The 24,504-nt window shown below is 63.9% G+C and carries 25 protein-coding genes and 1 pseudogene; 5 read left to right on the top strand and 21 right to left on the bottom strand.

The annotated features are described in order from the left end of the window. Positions 1-77 precede the first annotated feature (77 nt). The 16 genes from NKJ76_RS26845 to NKJ76_RS26775 all read right to left on the bottom strand — a co-directional run bounded on the left by NKJ76_RS26845 (position 78) and on the right by NKJ76_RS26775 (position 16,811). The gene (locus NKJ76_RS26845; RefSeq protein ID WP_023689501.1) at positions 78-2,219 is read right to left on the bottom strand and encodes a sodium-translocating pyrophosphatase; all 2,142 of its coding nucleotides are present in this window, start codon (positions 2,217-2,219) and stop codon (positions 78-80) included. 260 nt (positions 2,220-2,479) lie between these two features. Continuing rightward, positions 2,480-3,247 carry an ABC transporter permease gene (locus NKJ76_RS26840; protein WP_352538773.1) on the bottom strand — a complete coding sequence of 256 codons (768 nt, stop codon included), beginning with the start codon at positions 3,245-3,247 and terminating at the stop codon, positions 2,480-2,482. Then, positions 3,244-4,182 carry an ABC transporter ATP-binding protein gene (locus NKJ76_RS26835; RefSeq protein WP_352538772.1) on the bottom strand — a complete coding sequence of 313 codons (939 nt, stop codon included), beginning with the start codon at positions 4,180-4,182 and terminating at the stop codon, positions 3,244-3,246. The genes NKJ76_RS26840 and NKJ76_RS26835 overlap by 4 nt, the downstream gene beginning before the upstream one ends. Then, positions 4,179-5,342 (bottom strand): ABC transporter permease, encoded by a 1,164-nt coding sequence (locus tag NKJ76_RS26830; protein WP_352445125.1) that lies wholly within the window; start codon positions 5,340-5,342, stop codon positions 4,179-4,181. Before NKJ76_RS26830 ends, NKJ76_RS26835 begins: the two co-directional genes overlap by 4 nt. Positions 5,343-5,658: 316 nt before the next feature. Then, on the bottom strand, positions 5,659-6,570 hold the full coding sequence (gene osmF, locus NKJ76_RS26825; protein ID WP_023693262.1) for a glycine betaine ABC transporter substrate-binding protein OsmF: 912 nt from the start codon (positions 6,568-6,570) through the stop codon (positions 5,659-5,661). 177 nt (positions 6,571-6,747) lie between these two features. After that, positions 6,748-7,965: an MFS transporter gene (locus NKJ76_RS26820; RefSeq protein WP_352538771.1), complete on the bottom strand. Its 1,218-nt coding sequence runs from the start codon at positions 7,963-7,965 to the stop codon at positions 6,748-6,750. Beyond that, entirely contained in the window at positions 7,962-8,462 is a 501-nt protein-coding gene (nusB, locus tag NKJ76_RS26815; RefSeq protein WP_023682390.1) for a transcription antitermination factor NusB, read from the bottom strand. The genes NKJ76_RS26820 and nusB overlap by 4 nt, the downstream gene beginning before the upstream one ends. Continuing rightward, complete coding sequence (gene ribH / locus NKJ76_RS26810) at positions 8,459-8,953, bottom strand: 6,7-dimethyl-8-ribityllumazine synthase (RefSeq protein ID WP_023693260.1); 495 nt, start codon at positions 8,951-8,953, stop codon at positions 8,459-8,461. Before ribH ends, nusB begins: the two co-directional genes overlap by 4 nt. An 80-nt stretch (positions 8,954-9,033) precedes the next feature. Continuing rightward, the gene (locus tag NKJ76_RS32470) at positions 9,034-9,144 is read right to left on the bottom strand and encodes a hypothetical protein (protein ID WP_502896829.1); all 111 of its coding nucleotides are present in this window, start codon (positions 9,142-9,144) and stop codon (positions 9,034-9,036) included. Between the two features lie 50 nt (positions 9,145-9,194). Continuing rightward, positions 9,195-9,812: a riboflavin synthase gene (locus NKJ76_RS26805; RefSeq protein ID WP_027049600.1), complete on the bottom strand. Its 618-nt coding sequence runs from the start codon at positions 9,810-9,812 to the stop codon at positions 9,195-9,197. A gap of 1 nt (position 9,813) precedes the next feature. Then, a complete protein-coding gene (gene ribD, locus NKJ76_RS26800) occupies positions 9,814-10,944 on the bottom strand; it encodes a bifunctional diaminohydroxyphosphoribosylaminopyrimidine deaminase/5-amino-6-(5-phosphoribosylamino)uracil reductase RibD (protein WP_352538770.1) in 1,131 nt (376 codons plus the stop codon). Positions 10,945-10,946: 2 nt separating this feature from the next. Beyond that, positions 10,947-11,441: a transcriptional regulator NrdR gene (gene nrdR / locus NKJ76_RS26795; RefSeq protein WP_023669351.1), complete on the bottom strand. Its 495-nt coding sequence runs from the start codon at positions 11,439-11,441 to the stop codon at positions 10,947-10,949. Positions 11,442-11,576: 135 nt separating this feature from the next. Continuing rightward, the gene (locus NKJ76_RS26790) at positions 11,577-12,161 is read right to left on the bottom strand and encodes an invasion associated locus B family protein (protein WP_352538769.1); all 585 of its coding nucleotides are present in this window, start codon (positions 12,159-12,161) and stop codon (positions 11,577-11,579) included. Between the two features lie 80 nt (positions 12,162-12,241). Continuing rightward, positions 12,242-13,555, bottom strand: a complete 1,314-nt coding sequence (gene glyA / locus NKJ76_RS26785) for a serine hydroxymethyltransferase (protein WP_023669349.1) — start codon at positions 13,553-13,555, stop codon at positions 12,242-12,244. Positions 13,556-13,727: 172 nt separating this feature from the next. Further along, on the bottom strand, positions 13,728-15,374 hold the full coding sequence (locus tag NKJ76_RS26780; protein ID WP_352538768.1) for a Na+/H+ antiporter: 1,647 nt from the start codon (positions 15,372-15,374) through the stop codon (positions 13,728-13,730). Between the two features lie 183 nt (positions 15,375-15,557). Further along, positions 15,558-16,811, bottom strand: a complete 1,254-nt coding sequence (locus NKJ76_RS26775; protein ID WP_023682396.1) for a L,D-transpeptidase family protein — start codon at positions 16,809-16,811, stop codon at positions 15,558-15,560. 127 nt (positions 16,812-16,938) lie between these two features. On the opposite strand from NKJ76_RS26775, the gene NKJ76_RS26770 reads away from it, so the two are divergent. After that, positions 16,939-17,190: a hypothetical protein gene (locus NKJ76_RS26770; protein WP_023672996.1), complete on the top strand. Its 252-nt coding sequence runs from the start codon at positions 16,939-16,941 to the stop codon at positions 17,188-17,190. Here the strand turns inward: NKJ76_RS26770 and ldtR are convergent, their stop codons facing one another. From ldtR to NKJ76_RS26755, 3 genes are all read right to left on the bottom strand, one after another. After that, positions 17,191-17,706, bottom strand: a complete 516-nt coding sequence (gene ldtR, locus NKJ76_RS26765; RefSeq protein WP_023672997.1) for a transcriptional regulator LdtR — start codon at positions 17,704-17,706, stop codon at positions 17,191-17,193. Positions 17,707-17,909: 203 nt separating this feature from the next. Next, positions 17,910-18,332 carry a DUF6163 family protein gene (locus tag NKJ76_RS26760; RefSeq protein WP_352538767.1) on the bottom strand — a complete coding sequence of 141 codons (423 nt, stop codon included), beginning with the start codon at positions 18,330-18,332 and terminating at the stop codon, positions 17,910-17,912. Beyond that, positions 18,329-19,366, bottom strand: coding sequence for an enoyl-CoA hydratase/isomerase family protein (locus tag NKJ76_RS26755; protein WP_352538766.1), 1,038 nt, complete (start codon positions 19,364-19,366; stop codon positions 18,329-18,331). The genes NKJ76_RS26760 and NKJ76_RS26755 overlap by 4 nt, the downstream gene beginning before the upstream one ends. Before the next feature lie 263 nt (positions 19,367-19,629). On the opposite strand from NKJ76_RS26755, the gene NKJ76_RS26750 reads away from it, so the two are divergent. Further along, the gene (locus tag NKJ76_RS26750) at positions 19,630-20,052 is read left to right on the top strand and encodes a pyridoxamine 5'-phosphate oxidase family protein (RefSeq protein ID WP_023673000.1); all 423 of its coding nucleotides are present in this window, start codon (positions 19,630-19,632) and stop codon (positions 20,050-20,052) included. A gap of 88 nt (positions 20,053-20,140) precedes the next feature. After that, positions 20,141-21,193: a porphobilinogen synthase gene (gene hemB, locus NKJ76_RS26745; RefSeq protein ID WP_023673001.1), complete on the top strand. Its 1,053-nt coding sequence runs from the start codon at positions 20,141-20,143 to the stop codon at positions 21,191-21,193. Positions 21,194-21,227: 34 nt separating this feature from the next. On the opposite strand, the gene NKJ76_RS26740 is transcribed toward hemB, so the two are convergent. Further along, complete coding sequence (locus NKJ76_RS26740; RefSeq protein ID WP_023673003.1) at positions 21,228-21,554, bottom strand: DUF1330 domain-containing protein; 327 nt, start codon at positions 21,552-21,554, stop codon at positions 21,228-21,230. Between the two features lie 176 nt (positions 21,555-21,730). On the opposite strand from NKJ76_RS26740, the pseudogene NKJ76_RS26735 reads away from it, so the two are divergent. Then, positions 21,731-22,425 (top strand): annotated as a pseudogene (locus tag NKJ76_RS26735) (winged helix-turn-helix transcriptional regulator). 110 nt (positions 22,426-22,535) lie between these two features. Then, positions 22,536-23,180 (top strand): dihydrofolate reductase family protein, encoded by a 645-nt coding sequence (locus NKJ76_RS26730; RefSeq protein ID WP_023697456.1) that lies wholly within the window; start codon positions 22,536-22,538, stop codon positions 23,178-23,180. Positions 23,181-23,369: 189 nt separating this feature from the next. Here NKJ76_RS26730 and ppk2 read toward each other — a convergent pair whose 3' ends face one another. Then, a complete protein-coding gene (gene ppk2 / locus NKJ76_RS26725) occupies positions 23,370-24,290 on the bottom strand; it encodes a polyphosphate kinase 2 (protein WP_352538765.1) in 921 nt (306 codons plus the stop codon). Positions 24,291-24,504 lie beyond the last annotated feature (214 nt).

Below are 24,504 nucleotides of genomic sequence, written 5' to 3'. Positions count from 1 at the left end.
ACAGACCCCCGCATGAATCTCAAACAAAAACCCGCGGGATCGCTCCGCGGGTTTTTTCTTGAATCAGTGGCTTTGCCTCAGCCGTGCGCGAGCACGGCCAGCAGCAGAAGCGCCACGATGTTGGTGATCTTGATTGCCGGGTTGACCGCCGGGCCGGCGGTGTCCTTGTAGGGATCGCCAACCGTGTCGCCGGTGACCGAAGCCTTGTGCGCTTCGGACCCCTTGAGGTGCTTGACGCCGTCCTTGTCGACAAAACCGTCCTCGAACGACTTCTTGGCATTGTCCCAGGCGCCGCCGCCCGAAGTCATCGAGATGGCGACGAACAGGCCGTTGACGATGACGCCGAGCAACGAGGCGCCGAGTGCCGCAAAGGCGGACGCCTTGGAGCCCGAGATCAGCTGCACGCCGAAATAGACGACGAGCGGCGCCAGCACCGGCAGCAGCGAGGGGATGATCATTTCCCGGATCGCCGCCTTGGTCAGAAGGTCGACGGCGCGCGCATAGTTTGGCTTGGAGGTGCCGGCCATGATGCCCGGATCCTCGCGGAACTGCTTGCGCACTTCCTCGACGATGGCGCCGGCCGCACGGCCGACGGCCGTCATGGCGATGCCGCCGAACAGATACGGGATCAGACCGCCGAAGATCAGGCCGGCGACGACGTAGGGATTGGAGAGGTCGAAGGAGACATCGCCCATGCCCTGGAAGTACGGATATTTGTCGCCATTGGCGGCAAAGAACTTCAAATCGTTCGAATAGGCCGCAAACAGCACCAGCGCGCCGAGGCCGGCCGAACCGATGGCATAGCCCTTGGTCACCGCCTTGGTGGTGTTGCCGACCGCGTCGAGCGCGTCGGTGGAGTGGCGCACTTCCTTGGGCAGGCCGGCCATTTCGGCAATGCCGCCGGCATTGTCGGTGACCGGGCCGAAGGCGTCGAGGGCGACGATCATGCCGGCAAGGCCGAGCATGGTGGTGACCGCGATCGCCGTGCCGAACAGGCCGGCGAGCTGGTAGGTCGAGATGATGCCGCCGACGATGACGATTGCCGGCAGTGCGGTCGATTCGAGCGACACCGCAAGTCCCTGGATGACGTTGGTGCCGTGACCGGTCACCGAGGCCTGGGCGATGGAGTTCACCGGGCGCTTGTTGGTGCCGGTATAGTATTCGGTGATCACCACGATGAGACCGGTCACAACGAGACCGATCAGGCCGCAGATGAACAGGTTCTTGCCGATGATGGTCATGCCGGCGACGGTGCCGACCTCGCCCCAGCCGACGGTTGCCGAGGTAGCGACACCGAGACCGACGATCGACAGCAGGCCGGTGACGATCAGGCCTTTGTAGAGGGCGCCCATGATCGAGCCGTTGGAACCGAGCTTGACGAAGAAGGTGCCGACGATCGAGGTCAGGATACAGGCGCCGCAGATGGCGAGCGGATAGAGCATCGCCGCACCCAGAGCGGCGGTTCCGCCGAAGAAGATGGCAGCCAGCACCATGGTGGCAACGACGGTCACGGCATAGGTCTCGAAGAGGTCGGCGGCCATGCCGGCGCAGTCACCGACATTGTCGCCGACATTGTCGGCGATGGTGGCCGGGTTGCGCGGATCGTCTTCGGGAATACCGGCTTCGACCTTGCCTACGAGATCGCCGCCGACGTCGGCGCCCTTGGTGAAGATGCCGCCGCCCAGACGGGCGAAGATCGAGATCAGCGATGCGCCGAACCCGAGCGAAACCAGCGCATCGATGACGATGCGGTCATTGGGCTGCAGGCCCATCGGGCCGGTCAGGATATAGTAGTAAATCGACACGCCGAGCAGCGCGAGGCCAGCCACCAGCATACCGGTGATGGCGCCCGACTTGAAGGCGATGTCGAGACCGGCGGCGAGGCTGTTGGACGCCGCCTGCGCGGTGCGCACATTGGCGCGCACCGAGACGTGCATGCCGATGAAACCGGCGGCGCCCGAGAGCACGGCGCCGATCAGGAAGCCGACCGCGGCGGTGATCGAGAGCAGCCACCAGGCGAGCACGAGCACGACCACGCCGACGATGGCGATGGTGGTGTACTGGCGCGCCAGATAGGCTTGCGCGCCTTCGCGGATGGCGGCGGAGATTTCCTGCATGCGTGCGTTGCCCTGATCGGCTGCAAGAACCGATCGTGTCGCCCAGATGGCGTAAAGGATTGAAAGCAAGCCGCAGGCGATGACGGCAGAAATGATGGTCATTGCCGAATTTTCCTCGATTGATGGCCCAAAAGAACCCCTCCCTGGGCCGTTGGTGCGGGGAGCGGATAAAGCCTAGGCGGAATCCGTCCTTCGCAGCGGTGTATGCGAAACAGGGCTCGGAACGTCAAGATATTGTTCGGTTTTTGCCCCGCTTTCAGCCAAAAGTTTAGGCCAGAACATTCCCGTGGCCGATGCCCTGCTATTAGATCGGTTGAAATGACGCTGCGTCAGTCAATGCTTTGCCCGCAGTCCAGCGAAGGTCAGTCGCCAGTCTCCTGCCCCATCTTGCGCGCGGTGTAGCGCTCGATGGCGGACAGTCCGTCATAGATCAGCACCGCCAGCGCCGCGACGATCAGGCCGCCTTGCAGGACGAAGGCGAGATTGTTGGATAGCAGGCCGGCGATGATCACCTCGCCCAGCGTCTTGGCGGCAACCGTCGAGCCGATCGTCGCCGTGGCCAGGCTGATCACCACCGACAGCCTTATTCCGCCCAGAATGATCGCGGCGCTCAGCGGCAATTCGACCTTGACCAGTCTTTGCCAGCCCGTCATGCCGGCGCCGCGCGCGGCCTCCATGATGTTGCCCGGCAGCGTTGTGAGGCCGGTCAGCGCGTTCTCGAAGATCGGCAGCAGGCCGTAGAGGAACAGCGCAATCAGCGTCGGCTTCTCGCCGAAACCGGCGGCGGGCACCGCCAGCGCCAGCACCGCCACCGGCGGAAAGGTCTGGCCGATATTGACCAGACTGCGCGACAGCGGCAGGAATTCGGCGCCCGCCGGCCTGGTCACCAGGATGGCAAGCGCCACGGCAACGATGGTTGCGGCGACGGTAGCGATCAGCACGGTCCTGAGATGCAGCAGGGTCAGCGTCAGCAGGCTGCCCTGATTGTAGATCGCCGGCGCATTGTTTTCGGTCAGCGGCTTCAACAGCGGCTCGAACCAGCCGGGATTGGTGACGAAGGCTATGAGAAGCACCACCAGGGCAAGTCTGAGCAGCGAAGGCAGCCAGGCTTTTAGACCGGCCCCTTTCATGCCGGCCTCGCCGCGCGCTTCACCAGCCCGTCGACGGTGACGCGGCCGAGCAGCTTGCCGTCTTCGCCCTTGACCGGCAGCGCCGGCCGGCCCGACCACAGAAGCTCGGCCAGCGCGTCGCGCTGGCTGGCGTCGCCTGGGATCGCCTCGCCTTCGGCAGTCCCCTTTTCCACGGCGTCGCGCACGCGGCCGAGCGACAAGAGCCGGAACGGCTTTTCGCTGGCGCCGACCAGGGTTTCGACGAAGGCGTTCGCCGGCCGCGCCAGGATCTCTTCCGGCTTGGCGTATTGCACCAGCTTTCCGGCATCCATGACGGCGATCTTGTCGCCCATGTGGACCGCCTCCTCCATGTCGTGGGTGACGAGGATGATGGTGGTACCGAAGCGCTTCTGGATTGCCAGCAGGTCCTCCTGCGCCTTGGTGCGGATGATCGGGTCGAGTGCGCCGAACGGTTCGTCCATCAGAAGCACATTGGGCTCGGCGGCGAGCGCGCGGGCGACGCCGACACGCTGCTGTTGCCCGCCGGACAGTTCGTGCGGGTGGCGCGGGCCATAGGCCTCGGGGTCGAGCTGGTAGAGTGTCATCAACTCATCGACGCGGGCCTTGATGCGGTCCTTGTCCCAGCCCAGCAGGACCGGCACGGTGGCGATGTTCTGCGCAACGGTGCGGTGCGGGAACAGGCCGTGGCCCTGGATAGCGTAGCCGATGCTGCGGCGCAGCTCGTAGCCGGGCAGCGTGCGGTTGTCGTTGCCGTCGAGCTTGATGACGCCGGCGGTCGGCTCGACCAGCCGGTTGATCATTCGCAGCAGCGTCGTCTTGCCGGAACCGGAGGTACCGACAATGACGCAAACCGTACGCGGCTCGACGACCATGGACACGTCGTCGACCACGGTCGTCGCGTCATAGCGCTTGGTAATGCCTTCGATCTCGATCATGCCGTTTCAACCCTGCGCCTGGTGGCGGTCATTTCGATCACTGCGTCGAGGATGATGGCCGCGGCGAAGGCCAGCGCCACGGTCGGCACGGCGCCGAGCAGCACCAGGTCCATTGCGGTCTGGCCGACGCCCTGGAAGACGAAGACGCCAAAGCCGCCGCCGCCGATCAGTGCGGCGATGGTGGCCAGGCCGATGTTCTGCACCAGCACGATGCGGATGCCGGTGAGGATCACCGGAAAGGCCAACGGAAACTCGACGCCGAACAGGCGCTGGCCATCGGTCATGCCCATGCCGCGCGCTGCATCATTGGCCGCGCGGGGTACGCCGGCAAGCCCGACCACGGTGTTGGCCACCACCGGCAGCAGCGAATAGAGGAACAAAGCCACGAAGGCGGGCGCGGTGCCGATGCCTCTGATACCGAGCGCTGCGGCACCCGGAACATGCGCGGCGACCCAGCCCAGCGGCGCGATCAGCAGGCCGAACAGCGCGATCGAGGGTATGGTCTGGACGATGTTGAGCACGTTGAGCACACCGGCGCGCAACCGTTCGACGCGATGGCATAGAATGCCGAGCGGCAGGCCGACGATCACCGCCGCCGCCAGCGACCCCAGCGCCAGTGTGATGTGCTTGGAGCCTTCGGCCCAGAAACTATCGGCGCGGTTTGCATATTCCTTGAGGATCGACAGGCTGTCCCACTGCCCCGATATCAGCAACAAGCCGATGGCCAGCGCCGCGAGGACGAGCACGCCGATGCGGGCCGGTGGCGACAGGTTGAGCCTGGTCAGCACGTCGGCGAGCAACAATGTGAAGGCAAAGATCAACAGCCAGAAGCCGGAAGCCGGCGAGATGCGGGCGAAGGTGTTGCCGGCCGGCGTCAGGAAGGTGCCGGCGACACCGATCAGGATGGCAAGGGCGGCGAGCGCCACGACGCTTGCAGCCAGGCGCAGGACAAGCGGGGTTTTCAGCAACGCAACAATTGCGGCCACGACGACGACCGCCAGCAGCAGCGGCCCGACTGTGGCCGGCAGCGCCTCGAGGATCGAGCGCGCCTGACCGGGAACGATACGATTGGCGCGGAAGGTGGCGAACGGGGCCAGAAACGCCGCATAGGCAACGATCGCCGCGATAACCACGCCGAGCTTGTCGAAACGCAGGGTCATGGATGCCCCTCATGAGGAGCGATTTTCCACGTTGCGCAGACTACGCCGGTGATCGGCGAAAGCCGACGCGAAATCCGATCTCCCCCCTTGCGGGGGAGATGGCCGGCAGGCCAGAGGGGGGTGTGAAGGATCGCCAGCTTTCGAGCGTCGGCTTGTTCAGAAGCAACCCTGTCGAGGCACGCACCTGCTACCGGTTGTGAGGTCGGCGGGACAGCACCCCCCTCTGTCCTGCCGGACATCTCCCCCGCAAGGGGGGAGATCAGCAGCTTCCAGAGAGGGGTGTCTCGCACCAGCGTCACGATCAGCTATGCGCTGACTACTTCAAAAACCCGTTCTTCTTCAAAAAGTCCTCGGCGACACCCTTGACCGGCTCGCCGCCGACCTGGACGCGGCCGTTGAGTTCCTGCAGCGTGACGAGGTCGAGCTTGGCGAACACCGGCCTCAACAGCGTCTCGATCTCCGGATGCTCTTTCAGCACCGCTTCGCGGATGATCGGCGCCGGCTGGTAGACCGGCTGCACGCCCTTGTCGTCGGCGAGCACGACCAGGCCGGACGGCGCGATGCCGCCGTCGGTGCCGTAGACCATGGCGGCGTTGGCGCCGTTGGTCTGGTTGGCGGCAGCACCGATCGTCGCGGCGGTGTCGCCGCCCGAAAGCGTGATCAACTGCTCGGGCTTCAGCGTGAAGCCGTAAGTGGTCTGGAACGCCGGCAGGGCTGCCGCCGAATTGACGAACTCGGCTGAGGCCGCCAAAACCACGGTGCCGCCACCGGCGACATATTTGCCGAAGTCGGTCAGGGTCGCCAGCTTGTTGGTCTCGGCAACCTCCTTGCGCAGCGCGATCGCCCAGGTGTTGTTGGCCGGTGACGGCGACAGCCAGACGATCTTGTTGGCATCATAGTCGAGCTTCTTGGCGGTCTCATAGGCCTTGGCGGCATCCTTCCAGACCGGATCGTCGGCCTTCTCGAAGAAGAAAGCGGCATTGCCGGTGTACTCGGGATAGATGTCGATCTCGCCGGCAGTGATCGCCTTGCGTACCACCGGCGTGCCGCCGAGCTGGATGCGGTCGGTGGTCTTGATGTTGTTGGCGTTGAGCACAAGCTGGATGATGTTGCCGAGCACGCCGCCCTCGGTGTCGATCTTCGAGGAGACGACCACCTGGGCATTGGCGGAGGCGGCCGTGATGCCGAGCGCCAACGCCGCGCCGGCCAGAATCTTGACTGAAAACATTGTGAAAACCCCTTGCTTTGGACCGAAATGCGGTGGCCGCATATGAGCATGGCTTCAACGCCCCGTCGGGGCACACGGTTTCATAACAATGGGTACAGACGCAATAATTTTGTGCGGTCGCCGCGATTCGGTCGGCGCCATGCTGACACGTCGTGCCAAGCCAAAGATAGAACCGGATCAGGCGCGGGCTTTGCGCGATCCGGTCAGTTTGAGCGCGCCAAGGGCGACGAAGCAGAGGGCGACGACCGGGAAAACCAGCCAGTTCAGCATCTCCCAGCCCCAGGCATTATAGATGGCGCCCGACATTAGCGAGGCGAAGGCGACGGAGCCGAACAGGACGAAGTCGTGGAAGCCCTGCACCTTGCTCTTTTCGGACGGATGGTAGCTGTCGGCGACCATGGAGGTGGCGCCGATGAAGGCAAAATTCCAGCCGAGGCCAAGCAGGATCAGCGCCGTCCAGAACTGCCACAAATGCAGGCCGGACAATGCCACCGCGGCGCAGCCGATGAGCAGGACCAGGCCGGTGGCGACGATGCGTTCGGCGCCGAAGCGATGGATCAGCGATCCGGTGAAGAAGCTAGGCGCAAACATCGCCATCACATGCCAGGAAATGCCGAGCGTGGCGTCGTCTGTCGACAGGCCGCAGCCGACCATGGCCAGCGGCGCGCCGGTCATGACGAAACTCATCAGCGCATAGCTGCCGACGGCGCAAAACAGCGCCGCGACGAAACGCGGCCGGGTGACGATATCGGACAGCGGCCGGGCGTCGCTTGACGCGACTTCCGCGTGGCCGGGAGCCTTGGCCGGGATGCGCAGGAATGACAGGATGATGGCGCCGGCCGCCGCCAGAACCGGAATGGCCACGAACGAGCCGGCAAACATCACCGGCGCCAGCAATTCGCGGGTGAAGATGACGATCTGCGGCCCGAGGATCGCGGTGATGACGCCGCCGGCCAGCACGAAGGAAATGGCGCGCGCCTTGAATTCGGGCGGAGCATTATCGGCGGCGGCGAAGCGGAACTGCTGGACGAAGGCGCCGCCGACGCCGATCACCAGCAGGGCGAAAGCGAACAGCCAGAAGCTGGCGTGGAACAGTGCCAGCGTGGAGATGACGCCGCCAAGCGCGGTCACGATGGTGCCGGTCATGAAGCCGCCGCGCTGGCCGAGCCAGCGGATGATGGCCGCGGCCGGCAACGCGCCGAGCGCCACGCCGATGTTGAAGCCGGTGATTGGCGCCGTTGCCAGCGACTTATCGGGGCCAAGCAGATATTGCCCGGCCAGCCCGCCCATGGAAATGGCAATCGGCGCGGCCGAACCGATAATCGCCTGCGACGTCGCCAGGATGATCGCCGTGCGGCGCGCTTCCCTTGCTGCGCCGGCGACGGTGCCGGTCACAATGCGTCCTTGCCGCGCCCCTCGCCCCGCACCCGGCGCGACACACGGTCGAGCACGGCGTTGGTCAGCTTCGGCTCGTCTTCCTCGTAGAAGGCCTTGGCGATGTCGACATATTCCGAAACGATGACGGCCACCGGCACGTCGTCGCGCTTCATCAGTTCGTAGACGCCGGCGCGCAGGATGGCGCGCAACGTCGAATCGAGTCTGGACAGCGGCCAGTCTTCCGTCAGCGCCTGGCGTATGATCGGATCGATGGTCGTCTGGTTCTCGACGACGCCGGCCAGGATGGCGCGGAACCACTGCGCGTCGGCCTCGCGATAAAGCGCGCCGTCGACTTCCTTGCCGAGCCGGAACGCCTCGTATTCGGCGGTGATCTCGAAGACGCCGCTGCCGGCCACGTCCATCTGGTAAAGCGCCTGCACGGCGGCCAGACGGGCGGCGCCACGCTTGTTGGCGTGGCGTATCGCGGGCTGGCCGGGCGAAGCGGGTTCGCTCACGATTGCGCTCCCAGCTTCTCCTTGAGCGCGATCATGGTCAGCGCCGCGCGCGCGGCAAAGCCGCCCTTGTCGCCCTCCGAGCGCTTGGCGCGCGTCCAGGCCTGCGCGTCGTTCTCGGTGGTCAGGATGCCGTTGCCGATCGCAATCGCTTCCTGCACCGAGAGATCCATCAGCGCGCGGCTCGATTCATTGGCGACGATGTCGAAATGATAAGTGTCGCCACGAATGATGGTGCCGAGCGCGACAAAACCATCATAGTCCTTGCCGCCCTCGCCCATGCCGTCGAGCGCAAAAGTGATCACTGCTGGAATTTCCAGCGAACCGGGAACGGTGACGACGTCATAGGTCGCGCCGGCTTCGTCGAGCGCGCTCGTCGCGCCGTCGAGTAGCGCGTCGGCAAGATCGTCATGAAAGCGCGCCTCGATAATCAGAAGGTGGGCCTTCTTCTTCGGGCGAATGAACGCTTTGCCGTGTTGGGATGTGCCTGCCATGAATGTCTCCGGGGGTAGCCGGTGACTTAGGCCGAAGCCGGTTTGATCGCAAGCGGAAGATTGCTGGAGGCGAGCGTAGCCTAGCGCGTCTTTGGGCTGGGCGTCGGTAGCGGGCACTCGCTGCAGAGGCTTTCAGCCCAGACGAGAACAGCTTCGTGATCCACTAAACGACCCGCGTCTACATCGGCCATTGCTTCGCGCGTAAGCCGCTTTTTCTGTTCGATTGTGAGTCTTGCGGCCATCAAAGCCCCTCTTTCGCCGCCTCGACTAGGCGCGCGGCGTAGCGGGCCATCGTGTCGATCTCCAGGTTGACCTTGTCGCCGACCTTGCGCTCGCCCCAGGTGGTCACGGTCAGCGAATGATGGATCAAAAGCACGTCGAAACGGGCGCCTTCGACCTTGTTGACGGTGAGCGAGGTGCCGTCGAGTGCGACGGAACCCTTGGGCGCGATGAATTTCGCCAGTTCGCGCGGCGCCTCCAGCGTGAAGCGCACGGCATCGCCCTCGTCCTTGCGCTCGACGATTTCGGCCATGCCATCGACATGGCCCGACACGATGTGGCCGCCGAGTTCGTCGCCGATCTTCAGTGCCCGCTCGAGATTGACCTTGGTGCCTGATTTCCAGCCCGACGCCGTGGTCAGCCTCAGTGCCTCTTCCCAGGCTTCGACCTCGAACCAGCGGGCGTTCGAGCCGCCATCTGGCAGCGCCGTCACCGTCAGGCAGACGCCGCCGCAGGAAATCGAGGCGCCAATAGCGATGGTCGCGGGATCATAGGCAGTGTCGATGCGCAGGCCGACGCCTTCGCTCAGCGGCTTGATGGCCGCGACAGTGCCGATATCGGTGACAATTCCAGTGAACATTTCAGATATCTCTCACCCATTCGGCATAGCTGTCTTCCCCGAAGCGCATCTCGCGCAATTTGCGGAAGCCTGCCGGGATATGGTTGGCGTCGATGGGCGATGCAATGCCGCCCTCGCCGATCGCTTCCGGTCCCTGGAACAGCACGATGCGGTCGACCAATCCCTCGGCGAGGAAGGCGCTGGCCACCTTGGCGCCGCCTTCGACCAGAACGCTGGCCATGCCGAGCGCGCCGAGATCCTCGAGCAGTTCCGGCAAGGCAATGCCGCCTTCATGGGTTTCGGTGCCGATGAAGCGCACACCGGCACGCTCCAGCACCGACCGCCGCAGCGGGTCGGCCTCCAGGCTCGCGGCGATATAGAGCGGCACCCGGTCGATGCCGGAGACCAGCTTCGAGGCTTCGGGCAGCCTGATCTGGCGGTCGAGCACGATGCGCGCCGGCGAGCGGTTCTCCAGCCCCGGCAGCCGCACGGTGAGCGCCGGATCATCCTCCAGCGCCGCGCCGATGCCGACCAGGATGCCATCGGCTTCGGCGCGCATCAGATAGACTTCGCGGCGGGCGACATCGCCGGTGATCGCGACCTGGCCGGCGCCATGCCTGCCGATCTTGCCGTCGCTGGAAAGCGCAAGCTTCAGAGTCACTTCCGGACGCTTTTTCATGGATCGAATCAAATAGCCGGCCATCTGCTCGGCGGCTTCCTCGACCAGCACCTTTTCGACCACTACGATGCCGGCGGCGCGCAGGATGGCATAGCCTTTGCCGGAGACGCGCGGATCGGGATCGCTGGCGGCGCCGACGACCCGCGCCACTCCGGCATTGACCAGCGCGTTGGCGCAAGGCGGGGTGCGGCCATGGTGGGCGCAGGGCTCCAGCGTGACATAGGCCGTGGCGCCGCGCGCCAACTCGCTGGCTTCAGCCAACGCCTCGGTCTCGGCATGCGGCCGACCGCCGACGGCGGTGACGCCGGTGCCAACGATCATCGGCCCGGCGCCATTGTCGCGAACGATGATGGTGCCGACCGAAGGGTTGGTCGAGGTGCGGCCGGCATTTCTGCGCGAGAGCCTCAGCGCCGCGGCCATGAAGCGGCAATCGAGGGCCTGCTGATCGGCCTTCCCTGACGTTTGGCTTGCCATGCTCAGCCGGCGTCCTCTTCGCTCTTCAGCTCGTCGCCTTTGAGTTCGTCACCTTTGAGCTCACCCAGCACATCGTGAAAATCCTTGGCCTCACGGAAATTGCGATAGACAGAGGCGAAGCGGACATAGGCGACGTCGTCGAGCGACTTCAGCGCTTCCATGACGAGCCGGCCGACCTCGCCCGAGGCGATTTCCGTCTCGCCGGAGCTTTCGAGCTGGCGCACGATGCCGGTGACGGCGCGGTCGATGCGCTCGGGATCGACATTGCGCTTGCGCACCGCGATCTCCACCGAACGCAAGAGCTTGTCGCGGTCGAACGGCACCTTTCTGCCGGACTTCTTGACCACAACGAGATCGCGCAGCTGGACGCGCTCGAAGGTGGTGAAGCGGCCACCGCAATCGGGGCAGACGCGTCGCCGGCGGATCGCCGCGCCATCCTCGGCGGGGCGCGAATCCTTCACCTGCGTATCTTCGGACTGGCAATAGGGACAGCGCATGGAGAGCCTTCGGGTTGGCGTTCTGGCGGAACGATAGGCTTAGAGGTTTTTGCCGGGACGGCAAAGGTTCGGCAACGGCCGCTCGCGCCCTCAGAGATAGCGAGGCGGGAGGAAAATTTCCAGCCGCGCCAGATGTCAGGGGGCGACGTCCTTGGTCGGGAAGCCGCAGGACGTTCCGAGGTTGCGGTAGGCCTTGGTGAAGCCATCCATCGGGATGCTGGCGACAGCCTGCTTGCCGAACGTCACATCGAGCGAGATGACCTGGCGCATGGCCCGCAACAAAGCGAGACTGGTCTTGACCTGGTTGTCGACGGTCCAGCTCGGGCGGGCGGCATCATTGGAATAGACGGTCGCGGAAACCTTGACGCCGGGGTCGCCAAAGGTCGCGGCGATCTTCTTGCCGGTCGGCAGGTCCTTGTTGGCGATCGTGAACATGATCGCCGGATAGGCATCGGGCGGCAGGGCGTCGCCAGTCGAGATCGAAAGCGTCAGCGTGCCGGCATTGCCGTTGCCGTCGACAAAGGCTGTCGAGGCCGCACAGGTCTTGTGCGAATCCTGGCCGGTGTCGAGCGCATCGATGATGGTGGTCCACCTGCCAAAGGTGTTGGTGGCCGGGATATCCGTGCCCGGCTGCGTCTGCTCCTGGGCTATCGCGCCTGACGCGGTGAAAGCGGCAAGCGAGCCGATGAAGGCCAGAACGGCAGGACGGAACATGCGCATCGTCAGATCTCCAACAGGCCGCGCCGCCCGGACAGCAAGCGGCGCAGAGCGCGGGATAAAAGACGAAGCGCCGCTGGTGGTCAACCGAGATAGGGATAGAGCGGGAAACGATCGGTCAGCGCCACGACCTTGGCCTTCACGGCTGCTTCCACAGCCGCATTGCCTTCGTCGGAATTGGCGACCTTCAGCCCGTCCAGCACTTCGGCGATCAGCTTGCCGATCTCGCGGAACTCGGCCTGGCCGAAGCCGCGCGTGGTGCCGGCCGGCGTGCCCAGACGCACGCCCGAGGTGACGAAAGGCTTTTCCGGATCGAACGGGATGCCGTTCTTGTTGCAGGTGATGTTGGCGCGGCCGAGCGCTGCCTCGGCGCGCTTGCCGGTGGCGTTCTTGGGCCTGAGATCGACCAGCATCAGATGGTTGTCGGTGCCGCCGGAGACGATGTCGAGGCCGGTTTCCTTGAGGCTCGACGCCAGCGCCTTCGCGTTGGCGGCGACACTCTCGGCATAGAGCTTGAAGCTCGGCTTCAGCGCCTCGCCGAAGGCGACCGCCTTGGCGGCGATGACATGCATTAGCGGCCCGCCCTGCAGGCCGGGGAAAACCGCCGAGTTCATCTTCTTGGCGATGTCCTCGTCATTGCACAGGATCATGCCGCCGCGCGGGCCGCGCAGCGATTTGTGCGTGGTCGTGGTGACCACATGGGCGTGCGGCAGCGGTGACGGATGCACGCCGCCGGCAACCAGGCCGGCGATATGGGCCATGTCGACCATCAGATAGGCGCCGACCGCATCGGCGATCTCGCGAAAGCGCTTCCAGTCCCAGATGCGCGAATAGGCGGTGCCGCCGGCCAGGATCAGCTTCGGCTTGGTCTCATGCGCGGTCTTTTCGATCGCGTCCATGTCGAGCAGATGGTCGTCCTTGCGCACGCCGTAGGAAACGACCTTGAACCATTTGCCGCTCATGTTGACGGGCGAGCCGTGCGTCAGGTGGCCGCCGGAGTTCAGGTCGAGGCCCATGAAGGTATCGCCGGGCTGCAAGAGCGCCAGGAAGACCGCCTGGTTCATCTGGCTGCCGGAATTCGGCTGGACGTTGGCGAAGTTGCAGCCGAACAGCTTTTTGGCGCGCTCGATGGCGAGTTCCTCGGCGACGTCGACGAACTGGCAGCCGCCATAATAGCGCTTGCCCGGATAACCCTCGGCGTATTTGTTGGTCATGATCGAGCCCTGCGCCTCGAGCACGGCGCGCGAAACGATGTTTTCCGAGGCGATCAGCTCGATCTCGTGACGCTGGCGGCCAAGCTCGTTGCGGATCGAGCCGAAGATCTCCGGATCGGCATCTTCCAGCGTGGTTTCGAAGAAGGATTCGAACTTGTTCGACGCTGCCGCTGCAGTTGCCATGGCCTGAAATCCTTCGGTTCGGGGCATTTATCTATGCATATCGTTGCCCCGAAACCGCTGCACGGTTCCGGGCGACATGCATTGCCGCGCCATTAACACAGTTGTTTTCGCCTCGCCACGTTTGCAGCGCGAAATTTGCTGGCCGGATTGCGCCAAGGCGGTCCAGGAGCAGCTATTTCCGCTCCTGCCGCCCCTGCAGCAAGGCTTCGGTGAGCGTGATCTCGGTAAACAGCGCCCGCGCCGTATGGTCGTTGATCGCGCCGCTGCTTAACATGTCGCGCACGGCGATGCGCTCGGCCTCGATGCCGGCAAGCCGCATTTCGAGCTCCAGCCGCCCGGCTTCGCGGGCCTCCGCCCGTGCGTCGTCGGCCTCGTCCGAGGTGGCGATGCGGCGCCGGTAGCCGGCGACGATGTTTTCGGCGGCGGCAAGCCTGGCGCCGGGCACCTCGCCCTGGTCGTCGTCGCTGGCGCCCGCCATGCTTTCGATGCGGGCGATGGCCGCCTTGGCGGCGCCGATGCGGGCGAGACGCTCCTCGATGGCGCTGCCATCCTCGCCCGGCTCGACCAGTCCGTGCGCTATCTTCGGCAGCGCCACGCTGGCGATGGCGAGCGAACAGATGATGACGCCGGCGGCGAGGAAGATCACCAGGTCGCGCGCCGGAAAAGACGAGCCGTCCGGCATGGCAACCGGCAGCGACAGGATGCCGGCCAGCGTGATCGCGCCGCGCACGCCCGCCACCGAGCCGGCAAGCCGCACACGCATGCCAAACGGCTCGGCCTTGCGCTTTCCCCATTTTGCCTTGAGGCCTGCCGCGATATCGCCGACCCAGATCCAGAGGAAGCGCAGCGCGATCAGGCACAGCGTCAGCGCTATCACCGTCGCGACCGGCTGGATGATCGGGTAATGGCCGGTCAGTTCGGGCGGCACGCGGCGAATGATTTCGGGAAGCTGCATGCCGAGCACGATGAACAGCGCGCCATTGTAGACGAAGGACAAGGTCGTCCACAGCGAGATCGTCTGCATGCGCGCCGAGACGCCGAGGAAGCGGAAGACGCCGGAGCCGCCGGTCAAAAGCCCGGCGGTGACCGCCGCCAGAATGCCTGAGGCATGCAGATGTTCGGCGACGAGATAGGCAATGAAGGGCAGCAGGACCATGACCAGAACCTGCGCCTCGGCCGGAACGCCGCCGATGCGATTCAGAAGCTGCAGCAGCCTGGCGGCGATGAACAACGCGGCGATGCCGGCCAGGATGCCGATGGCGACGGCATAGACGAAGGACAGCGATGCATCGGCGAAGGAAAAGCTGCCGGTCACGGCGGCGGCGACGGCGAAGCGGAACATGACCAGGCCTGAGGCGTCGTTGAGCAGCGCCTCGCCTTCCAGAATATGCATCAGCCGCGCCGGCACCAGGCTTCTGTCGACGATCGAGGACACCGCCACGGCGTCGGTCGGGGACAGCACGGCGGCGAGCGCGAAGGCGACGACCAGCGGGATGCTCGGCACCAACCAGTGCAAGGCATAACCGAAGCCGACAATGGTAAAGAAGACCAGCCCGATGGCCAGATCGAGGATCGGTCCGCGCAGCGCGATCAGCTCGCGTTTGGGCGCTCCATAGGCATCGCCGAACAAAAGCGGCGGGATGAACACCAGCAGGAAGAGTTCGGGGTCGATCTCGACATGGATGCCCTTCACCGGCCATGCGAGCGCGGCGCCGATGGCAATCTGCAGCACCGGCAGCGGCAGCCGAACCAACCGCACCAGTGCGCCGGAAAGAGCGACGAAGACCAGCACGGCGAGGATGAGGATTGCGACCTGCATGGCGCGATTCCGGCTGTTTTGAGGACCATGCGCAATTGCCGTTAGTCCGTCCAGATGGGCCTGCGGCCCAACGTCCGGCAGTGTTCATGGCCTGCATGGCTGGCGGCCACCAGTCTTCTTCTGTTGGGATGTCGAACGGAAAAGGCCGCCTCACGGCGGCCTTTTCATAAACAATTCAGGCACCTAGAGCGAAGAGGTGATCTGCAGTTCGCTGGCGCCATCGAGCGCGTAGACGTCGTCGCGGAACTGCACGACGCCCGGACCCGTCGACCAGGCCGACACATAGAGGAAGTGGACGGGAACCGGGTTGACGACCTGCACCGGCGTGTTCTCGCCGGTCTTGATGGTCGCCTCGAAATGCTGGCGATCCCAGCCGGGTGTGTCGCGCAGGATCCATGTGACGAGGTCGCGCACGTTCTGGACACGCACGCAGCCCGAGGAATCGAAGCGCATCATCTTGCCGAACAGGCTTTGCTGCGGCGTATCGTGCATGTAGACGCCGTCGGGGCTGGGGAAGTTGATCTTCACCGAGGCCATGGCGTTGCCGGAACCCGGATCCTGGCGGAAGCGGTATTTTGCGGCATCATCCGTCGACCAGTCGACAGTCATCGGATCGACTTCGCTGCCATCAGGCGCAAACAGCCGGATGTGGCTGTCCTTGAGATAGTCGGGGTTCTTCCGCATCAGCGGAATGATGTCCTTGCGCACGATCGAGACCGGCGCGTTCCAGTAAGGATTGACGATGATCTCGTTGATCTTGGAATTGACCACCGGGGTCTGGCGGTCGATCTTGCCGACGATTGCGGTGTGGCGCAGCACGACGCGATCGTTCTCGACCGCCTCGATCTGTGCCGCCGGGATATCGACCAGCACATAACGGCTGCCCAGCGTGCCGGCCTTTTCGCGCAGGCGCTCCAGGTTGGTCTGCAGCTGACCGAGGCGGATCTGCGCCGAAACGTTCATCGCGGCATAGGTGTATTTGCCCATGGCGCCGTCGGCCGGCAGGCCATGGCGCGCCTGGAAGCGCTTGACCGCGGCGTCGACGTAGGAATCGAACGACGTCGAAATGCCGGCGCTCTGCGCCAGGTCGCCCGAAACCATCAGCCGCTTGCGCAGCGGCACCACGTCCGGATCGTCGACGCCAAGCTGCAGCTTCTTGGTCGCCGGCACCTCGCCCCAGCCGCCCTGGGCGACGATGTTCTGATACTGCGCCACCGCCTGTTCGGTGAAGGCGACCGTCTGCAGGCTGAAGATCGGCAGCGTCGAGGCGACCTTGCCGCCCTCCGAGGCGCGGGCATCGAACTGGTCGTCCCAATTGCCACGGTTCGAAGACTTCAGGATATCGTCGATCACATCCTGCGCGCTGGCGGCATTGGCAACCATGGCAACGGCGAGCGCGGAAGCTCCGGAAAGGAAAAAGCGGCGGCTGGTTCTCATGGACGTTCCAGACATTCTTGTCGTGTTTGGCTTGTAGCGTTTGGCTGTTGCAGCGTTCGGCTACGTGCTCGATGTTGGGCGATATCGCCCGCACTCTAAAGTTGGCACTGTTAACAATTAGCCAACCATGACCTGCGTCACCTGGCCGTCAAAAGCGGACCGCGATGCGACCTTACAGGCGCGCGAACAGCTTTCGCCGCCGCATACCCACACCCCTCGCTTCCACCGCGAATATGGCGGCAACGTGGCTTTGCGCCGAATTGGAAGCGCAGGCGGCTCGAAAAAGAAAAGGCCGGTGCTTTTCGGCACCGGCCTGTTGGCTGAGACTTTCCTCCGGCCGCGCTTCTTCCGGCGCAGCTGCTATTCAATGGCCCGCTGATTACATCCGGTAGGCGATGGTGTCGTTCCAGAAGCGGTCGAGGCGCTGCAGCGCGCGGTTCATCTGCTTGAACTCTTCGCTGTTGATGCCGCCGACCTGTTCGATCGAGCCGACATGGCGCTCATAGAGACCGGCGACGACTTCGGCCACTTCATTGCCCTTCGGCGTCAGCGAGACGCGGACCGAACGGCGGTCGATGCGCGAGCGCTGGTGGTTGATGAAGCCGAGATCGACCAGCTTCTTCAGATTGTAGGAGACGTTCGAGCCGAGATAGTAGCCACGCGAGCGCAGCTCGCCGGCGGTCAGCTCGGAGTTGCCGATGTTGAACAGAAGCAGCGCCTGGATGGCATTGATGTCGGAACGGCCGTTGCGGTCGAACTCGTCCTTGATCACGTCAAGCAGACGGCGATGCAGACGCTCCACCAGCTGCAGCGATTCCATGTAAAGCGAACGGATAGCCTCGCGGCGATCGTCGGATACGTTGGCGGTCTTCGCCGCCGGACGCGAATTGATCATTGTCTTTGCCTCTCGTTTGTCGCCCTGGTGATTTTTTGTTTTTCACCTTGATTGCGACACTATCGAATACTCATAAAATTCGACTTAAACGCTAGGGCTAACAAGAGCTTACCGGTAATAGGTTTCGCAAGACGCTTAACGAACGGTCACCCGAGCAAGGATAATTAACCTAAAGATTTAGCCAATGGCTGCGGGGCGGCGTTTCAGGCGCGCGCGGGGCGCTTGCGCATCCAGATGACGATGCGGAAGGCGATGTAGAGCAGCGCGACCGCGGCATGCGAGAAGACGATCAGCGGCCGGTGGCCGTACAGATCGGGGAAGCCGGCATACATGATGGTCTCGGTGACAGCACAGATGAACCAGATCACCGGGCTCCACGACGCCAGCATCCACAGGCCGGCGGCGGCGAAGGGGAAGAACACGGCCAGCATCACCGCCACGACCTGCCAGTGCACCGGCATCAGGTCGAAGCGCCACAGCGGGCCGGGATAAAAGCCGATCAGCCGGATCCAGTACAGGATGCCGAACAACAGGCAGTAGCCCGCTATGACGCGCTGGAACCAGGCGAAGATGATCTCGACGCCCGAGGGCTGCAGCACGATACGCCGCGACGTGACCTCGCTCACAGTTCGAGCTCCCGTTCGAGCGGCGCGAAATAGGCGTCCACCGAAGCAGCGTCAACCTCGGCCAGGCTTGCCGGCCGCCATTGCGGCGTCGAACCCTTGTCGACGAGGACGGCGCGGATGCCTTCATAGAAGTCGTGCCCGGCCAGCATGCGGTTGAGGATGCGGAACTCCATCTTCATGCAGGCTTCCATCGACAGCGTCAGCCCGGCGCTGATCTGGCGCCACGCGACATTGAGGCTGGTCGGCGAGCGGGTGCGGATGGTGGCCAGCGTCTTGGCGGCAAACTCGTCGGCGCCTGCCGCCCGCTCCAGGCTCTCGAGGATTTCGGCGAGCGAGGGTTGGGAAAAATGCCGGGCAATGGCTTCCAGCACCGGCTGGCCGGTCTCCCGCCTGGCCGGCACGAAAAAGCCGCGCAGCACCGATTCCGGATCGCCATTGGCGCAGAGCCGATCGAGAAAGGCAGCCTGGTCGGCGGCCTTGATGGTGTGGGTGGCCAGGCCAGACCACAGCGCATCGCCATAGCGAATGCGGTTGCCGGTCAGCGCCAGATACATGCCGAAGCTGCCGCCAAGGTCGGGCAGAAGATGGCTGCCGCCGACATCGGGGAAGAAACCGATGCCGACTTCGGGCATGGCGAACTGGGCGTTCTGGGTCAGCACACGCTGCGAACCGTGGAAAGAGATGCCGACGCCGCCGCCCATAACGATCCCGTCGATCAGCGCGACATAGGGCTTTTTGTAACTGTTGATGCGGGCGTTGAGCCGGTATTCGTCGGCGAAGAACTCGACCGGCGGCTTTCCGGCGCGGGCCTCGTAGACGTGCATGATGTCGCCGCCGGCGCAAAACGCCCTGCCCTCGGCCTTGACGATGACGACATCGACGCCGGTATCGCGCTCAAAAGCGTCGAGCGCCTTGTCCAGCGCCTTGATCATGCGATGTGTCAGCGCATTGAGCGCCTGCGGCCGCGTCAGCGTGACGACGCCCGCCTTGCCCAACCGTTCGAAGCGGATCTCGTCGCCGCCGCCAAAATCCATCGTCAGAGAATCCCTCCCCGCGCCTGCGGGACTGAAGTGCTAAAGGTGGCGCATGGGTGCGTCAACCGGCGGGCGCGGTTTGGATTTTCGCAAGGGAACGCAACCGTGCTTTGCCCCCCGCAGAAAAGCGCGCAGAATTGCCGGGCGAAACAGCCTTTCTTCTGATGCAGGGACAAACGCATGACGCTTGAAACCGCAGCGCCGAGCCATGGCTGGGAGATGCGAAAAAGTTCGACCCGGATGATGTTCTCAGCCGCCCGCTGATGGCAAATCTGGCGACCGTGACGCCTGACGGCGCGCCGCGCAACGCGCCGATGTGGTTCATCTGGGAGGACGCTGCAATCTGGCTGCTCGGCTCGACCGGGGCAAGTGCTGTCAAACACCTCGAACGTGACCCGCGCTGCGCCGTGGAGATCGTCCATTTCGACAATGAGGCCGGCATCCTGCTGCATCTCGGCCTGCGCGGCTCCGCCACCATCGAGCCGATGGCGCCGAACCGCTTCAAACGGCTGCTGCACAAATATCTCGGCCCGGAGGCGACCTGGAACCGCTGGTTCATCGACAATGTCGCCGACATCGGCCATCCGGACGGGCGCCTGATCCGGCTCGCCCCGGAGAGCACCTTCACCAACAATGTGTCGTTCTTCAAAACCGGCCCAGAACTGGCGTGGCCGCCAAAGCCGTAAGCACCGCGTCATCGGCTGGCACAATCGTGTCGCATTGGTCAGCGGCAAGGCCTCGTGGTAAAAGCCGCCTCGACCCGGAGTTTTTGCGATGAACAAATTCACCCCCGCGACGAGCAACAAATTCGCGCCGGCAAAGCTCGGCGCACGCAGCGTCGACGAGATCACCGGCAGCCGCCGCTTGCGGCGCATGCGCAAGGCCGACTGGTCGCGCCGCCTGGTGCAGGAAAACCGGCTTACGGTGAACGATCTGATCTGGCCGATCTTCGTGATCGACGGCAAGAACACGCGCGAGCCGATCGCCGCCATGCCCGGCGTCTTCCGCCTGTCGCTGGACCTCGCCGTCAAGGAGGCCGAGCGGGCCGCTAAGCTCGGCATTCCGGCGATCGCCACCTTCCCCAATGTTGAACTCAGCCTGCGCGACCAGACGGGATCGCACATCCTCGACCCGGAAAACATCATCAACCGCGCCACCCGCGCCATCAAGGACGCAGTGCCCGAGATCGGCATCATCACCGATGCCGCGCTCGATCCGTTCACCTCGCACGGCCATGACGGCATCTTGCGCGACGGCATCATCGTCAATGACGAGACAGTGGAACAGGTGACCGCCGCGGCCGTCATCCAGGCAGCGGCCGGCGCCGACATCATCGCGCCGTCCGACATGATGGACGGCCGCATCGGCGCCATCCGCGACGCACTCGACGCCAACGGTTTTTCGGATGTGGCGATCATGTCCTATGCGACGAAATTCGCCTCCGCCTTCTACGGCCCCTACCGCGAGGCGGTCGGCACCGCCGGCCTGCTCAAGGGCGACAAGAAGACCTACTATCTCGACCACGCCAATTCCGACGAAGCGGTGCGCGAGGCCGAGCAGGATATCGCCGAGGGCGCCGACATGCTGATGGTCAAGCCCGGCCTGCCCTATCTCGACATCATCCGCCGGCTGAAGGACGAGTTCCAGATGCCGACCTTCGCCTACCAGGTGTCAGGCGAATATTCGATGATCAAGGCGGCGGCCGCCAATGGCTGGATCGACGGCGAAAAGGCAATGCTGGAGAGCCTGCTCGCCTTCAAGCGCGCCGGCTGCGACGGCATCCTGACTTACTTCGCTCCGGAAGTGGCGCAAATGCTGAAGGGTTAGCCGGAACCTGGATGCTCCGGGTTCCGGCTTTTCCTCACGCCTTTGGCAAATAAGGAATCGTTCCGGCGAGATCGGTATCGTCGATCAGCTGGAAGCGGCTGTCGCTGCCCTTCCGGCGCTCCGCCACAAACGGAGCGTATTGCGGATCGTTGGTGAAGGCTTCGGCTGCCTTTGCCGACGGAAACGCCATGATGGCGATCAGGCTGGTGTCGAGCGGCTTGCCCTCCAGCGTCTTCACATTGCCGCTGCGGGCGAGATACTTGCCGCCATGCTTGTGGACGAGGTCATGCACCGAAGCGGCATAGGCCGGCACCCATTTGTCGTCCTTCACCTTGATGTCTGCGATCACGTAAGCGGTCATTGTCCAACTCCTCATGGATCGGCACCGGACTGCCCGGTGACGTGACCGCTGCCTCGCATGGCGGCGCCGGACCGCTCCAGTCACAGAACTGTACCGGGGGTGCCAGTACAGCTTCTGTACTGGCTGAACTCAGGTTTTCTGAATAAGGTCCGGCAACATCTTTTGGAGCTCACCACATGACACAAGCCGGTTACAAGCAATTCTGCCCGCTCTCCATGGCCGCCGAGCTGCTCTGCACACGCTGGACCATGGTGCTGCTGCGCGAACTGGTGGCGGGATCGACCCGCTTCAACGATTTGCGCCGCGGCGTGCCGAAAATGTCGCCAACCCTTCTGTCGCAACGGCTTAGGGATCTCGAAGCGGGAGGCATCGTCGAGCGGACCGAGATCGCGACCGAGAAGGGCGTGTTCGAATACCGGCTGACCGAGGCGGGCCGGGATTTGCGCCCGGTTGTCGAGGCGATGGGGTTTTGGGGCCAGAAGTGGGTCGAGGCCAGGCTGTCGCTCAAAAACCTCGATCCGTCGCTGCTGATGTGGGACATGCGGCGCAATCTGAACCCCAGTCCGCTGCCGGACGGGCGCACCGTGATACAATTCCTGTACCATGACCTGCCGGCGTCAAAACGATCGTGGTGGCTGATCGTCGAAAAGCAGGGCGAGGTCGATCTTTGCTGGTACGATCCGGGCTTCGACGTCGATCTCTACGTCTCGACCGATCTGTGCACCATGACCTCGATCTGGATGGGCTGACGACAGTTCACAAGGAACGCGACAAGATCAGCCTGACCGGCGATCTCGACGTCGCCGGCAAGATGCAGATCTGGCTTGGGCTCAGCCCGTTTGCGGTGATGCCGAAGCGCGTGGCGGCTTGAGGTCCCTGCGCATTCCACAGATCGGCTTGCCTCTAAAAATACTAGTTGCAAAATGCAATCAGTTTGAATACTGATTGCAAATCACAACTGGTCACCGAAAGGGAGTCTCCATGTCCAAACTTCGCGTCAATGCCTTCACCTTGTCGCTCGACGGTTTCGGCGCCGGTCCTGACCAGGACCTGCAAAATCCGCTCGGCGTTGGTGGCGAATATCTGCACAAATGGATGACCGGCACCCGCACCTTCCATGAGATGGTCGGCAAGGATGGCGGCACCACCGATGTGGACGACCGGTTCACTGTCCGCAGCTTCGACAATGTCGGGGCCTGGATCCTCGGCCGCAACATGTTCGGCCCAATCCGCGGCGAATGGCCAGACGAGAGCTGGAAAGGCTGGTGGGGCGACAACCCGCCCTATCACGTGCCGACCTTCGTGCTGACCCACTACAAGCGCGACCCCATTGTGATGGAAGGCGGCACCGTTTTCCACTTCGTTGCCGGCGGCATCCACGCCGCGCTCGAACAAGCAAAGGCCGCGGCCGGCGGCAAGGATGTCCGCGTCGGCGGCGGCGTTTCCACCATCCGGCAATATCTGCAAGAGAAGCTCATCGACGAGTTGCATCTGGCGGTGTCGCCGGTGTTGCTCGGGAGGGGCGAGAGCCTGTTTGCCGGGCTGGATATGCTGAAGCTGGGTTACCAGTGCACCGAGCAGGTGGCGACAGCGCTCGCCACGCATGTGACGATCAAGCGGGTGTAGTGGCGAAGTGATAGGCGCAGGCTTCTTTCTCCCCGTTCTACGGGGAGAAATGCCCGGCAGGCAATGAGGGGCAGCGCTGCTTTTGGAGGTTAGCAGCGTCCGACGGCTGTGAATTCGTCGATGCCGGCGCTGCCCCTCATCCGCCCTTCGGGCACCTTCTCCCCGTGAAACGGGGAGAAGGAAAAGTGCTCAATACTTCTCCGGCACGTAAAGCTCGCGCGGCAGGACCTGGCGCTCGTACTCCGGGTTGAACACCCGCTCGGGCAGCGTGATTTCTTCGTGCGGCACGTCCTCATAGGGCAGCTGTTTGAGGAGATGGTCGATGCAGTTCAGCCGCGCCCGCTTCTTGTCGTTGCCTTCGACGATGTACCACGGTGCCTCTGGGATGTTGGTGCGGGCAAACGTCTCTTCCTTGGCCTTGGTGTACTGCTCCCAGCGCACGCGCGACTGCAGGTCCATCGGCGACAGCTTCCACTGCTTCATCGGATCGTGGATGCGCATCATGAAGCGCATCTGCTGTTCCTCGTCGGTGATCGAGAACCAGTATTTGACCAGCGTGACGCCGGAGCGGACCAGCATGCGCTCGAACTCCGGCACATCGCGGAAGAACTCTTCGACCTGATCGGGTTCGGCAAAGCCCATCACCCGCTCGACGCCGGAGCGGTTGTACCAGGAGCGGTCGAACAGCACGATCTCGCCGCCGGCCGGCAGATGCGGCACGTAGCGCTGGAAATACCATTGTGACTTTTCGCGCTCGGTCGGCGCCGGCAGCGCCACGACGCGGCAGATGCGCGGGTTGAGGCGCTGGGTGATGCGCTTGATGACGCCGCCCTTGCCGGCGGAATCACGGCCCTCGAAAACCACCACCAGCTTCTTCTTGTGGTAGGCAACCCAGGACTGCAGCTTGATCAGTTCCGACTGCAAGCCGATCAGGTCGCGGAAATACTGCATGCGATCGATCGACGGCGGATGCGCGTTCTTGTAGATCTTGGCGATCTCCAACGACAGCGCCGGCTCCGAGATTTCCAGCTCATAGTCCTCGTCGAGCGTGTCGGCGAGTTCGGCTTCCAGCCAATCCCTGGCCGGAGAATTCTGCTTCAACTCGGTCATTTCCACTGCTCCGCTTGCCGGCTGACATGAAACCCTGAGCCGACTCGATATAGGCCGCCAATGACGGTTTTATTGCAAGCCGCCGGCCAGCCGGTCATCACTGCAAACCAGCGAGCATTGCCCATCCATCGCCGTGGGATGGCGACAAGCCGCTCAAATTGTCCTACAAATGGCGGACCCGTTCGGGCTTCCCCGCCCTTTCCTGCTAAAACCG

The organism is Mesorhizobium sp. M0029 (assembly GCF_040323735.1).
In the GTDB taxonomy this organism is placed as follows: Bacteria; Pseudomonadota; Alphaproteobacteria; order Rhizobiales; family Rhizobiaceae; genus Mesorhizobium.
This window is presented reverse-complemented; position numbering and strand designations above follow the sequence as displayed.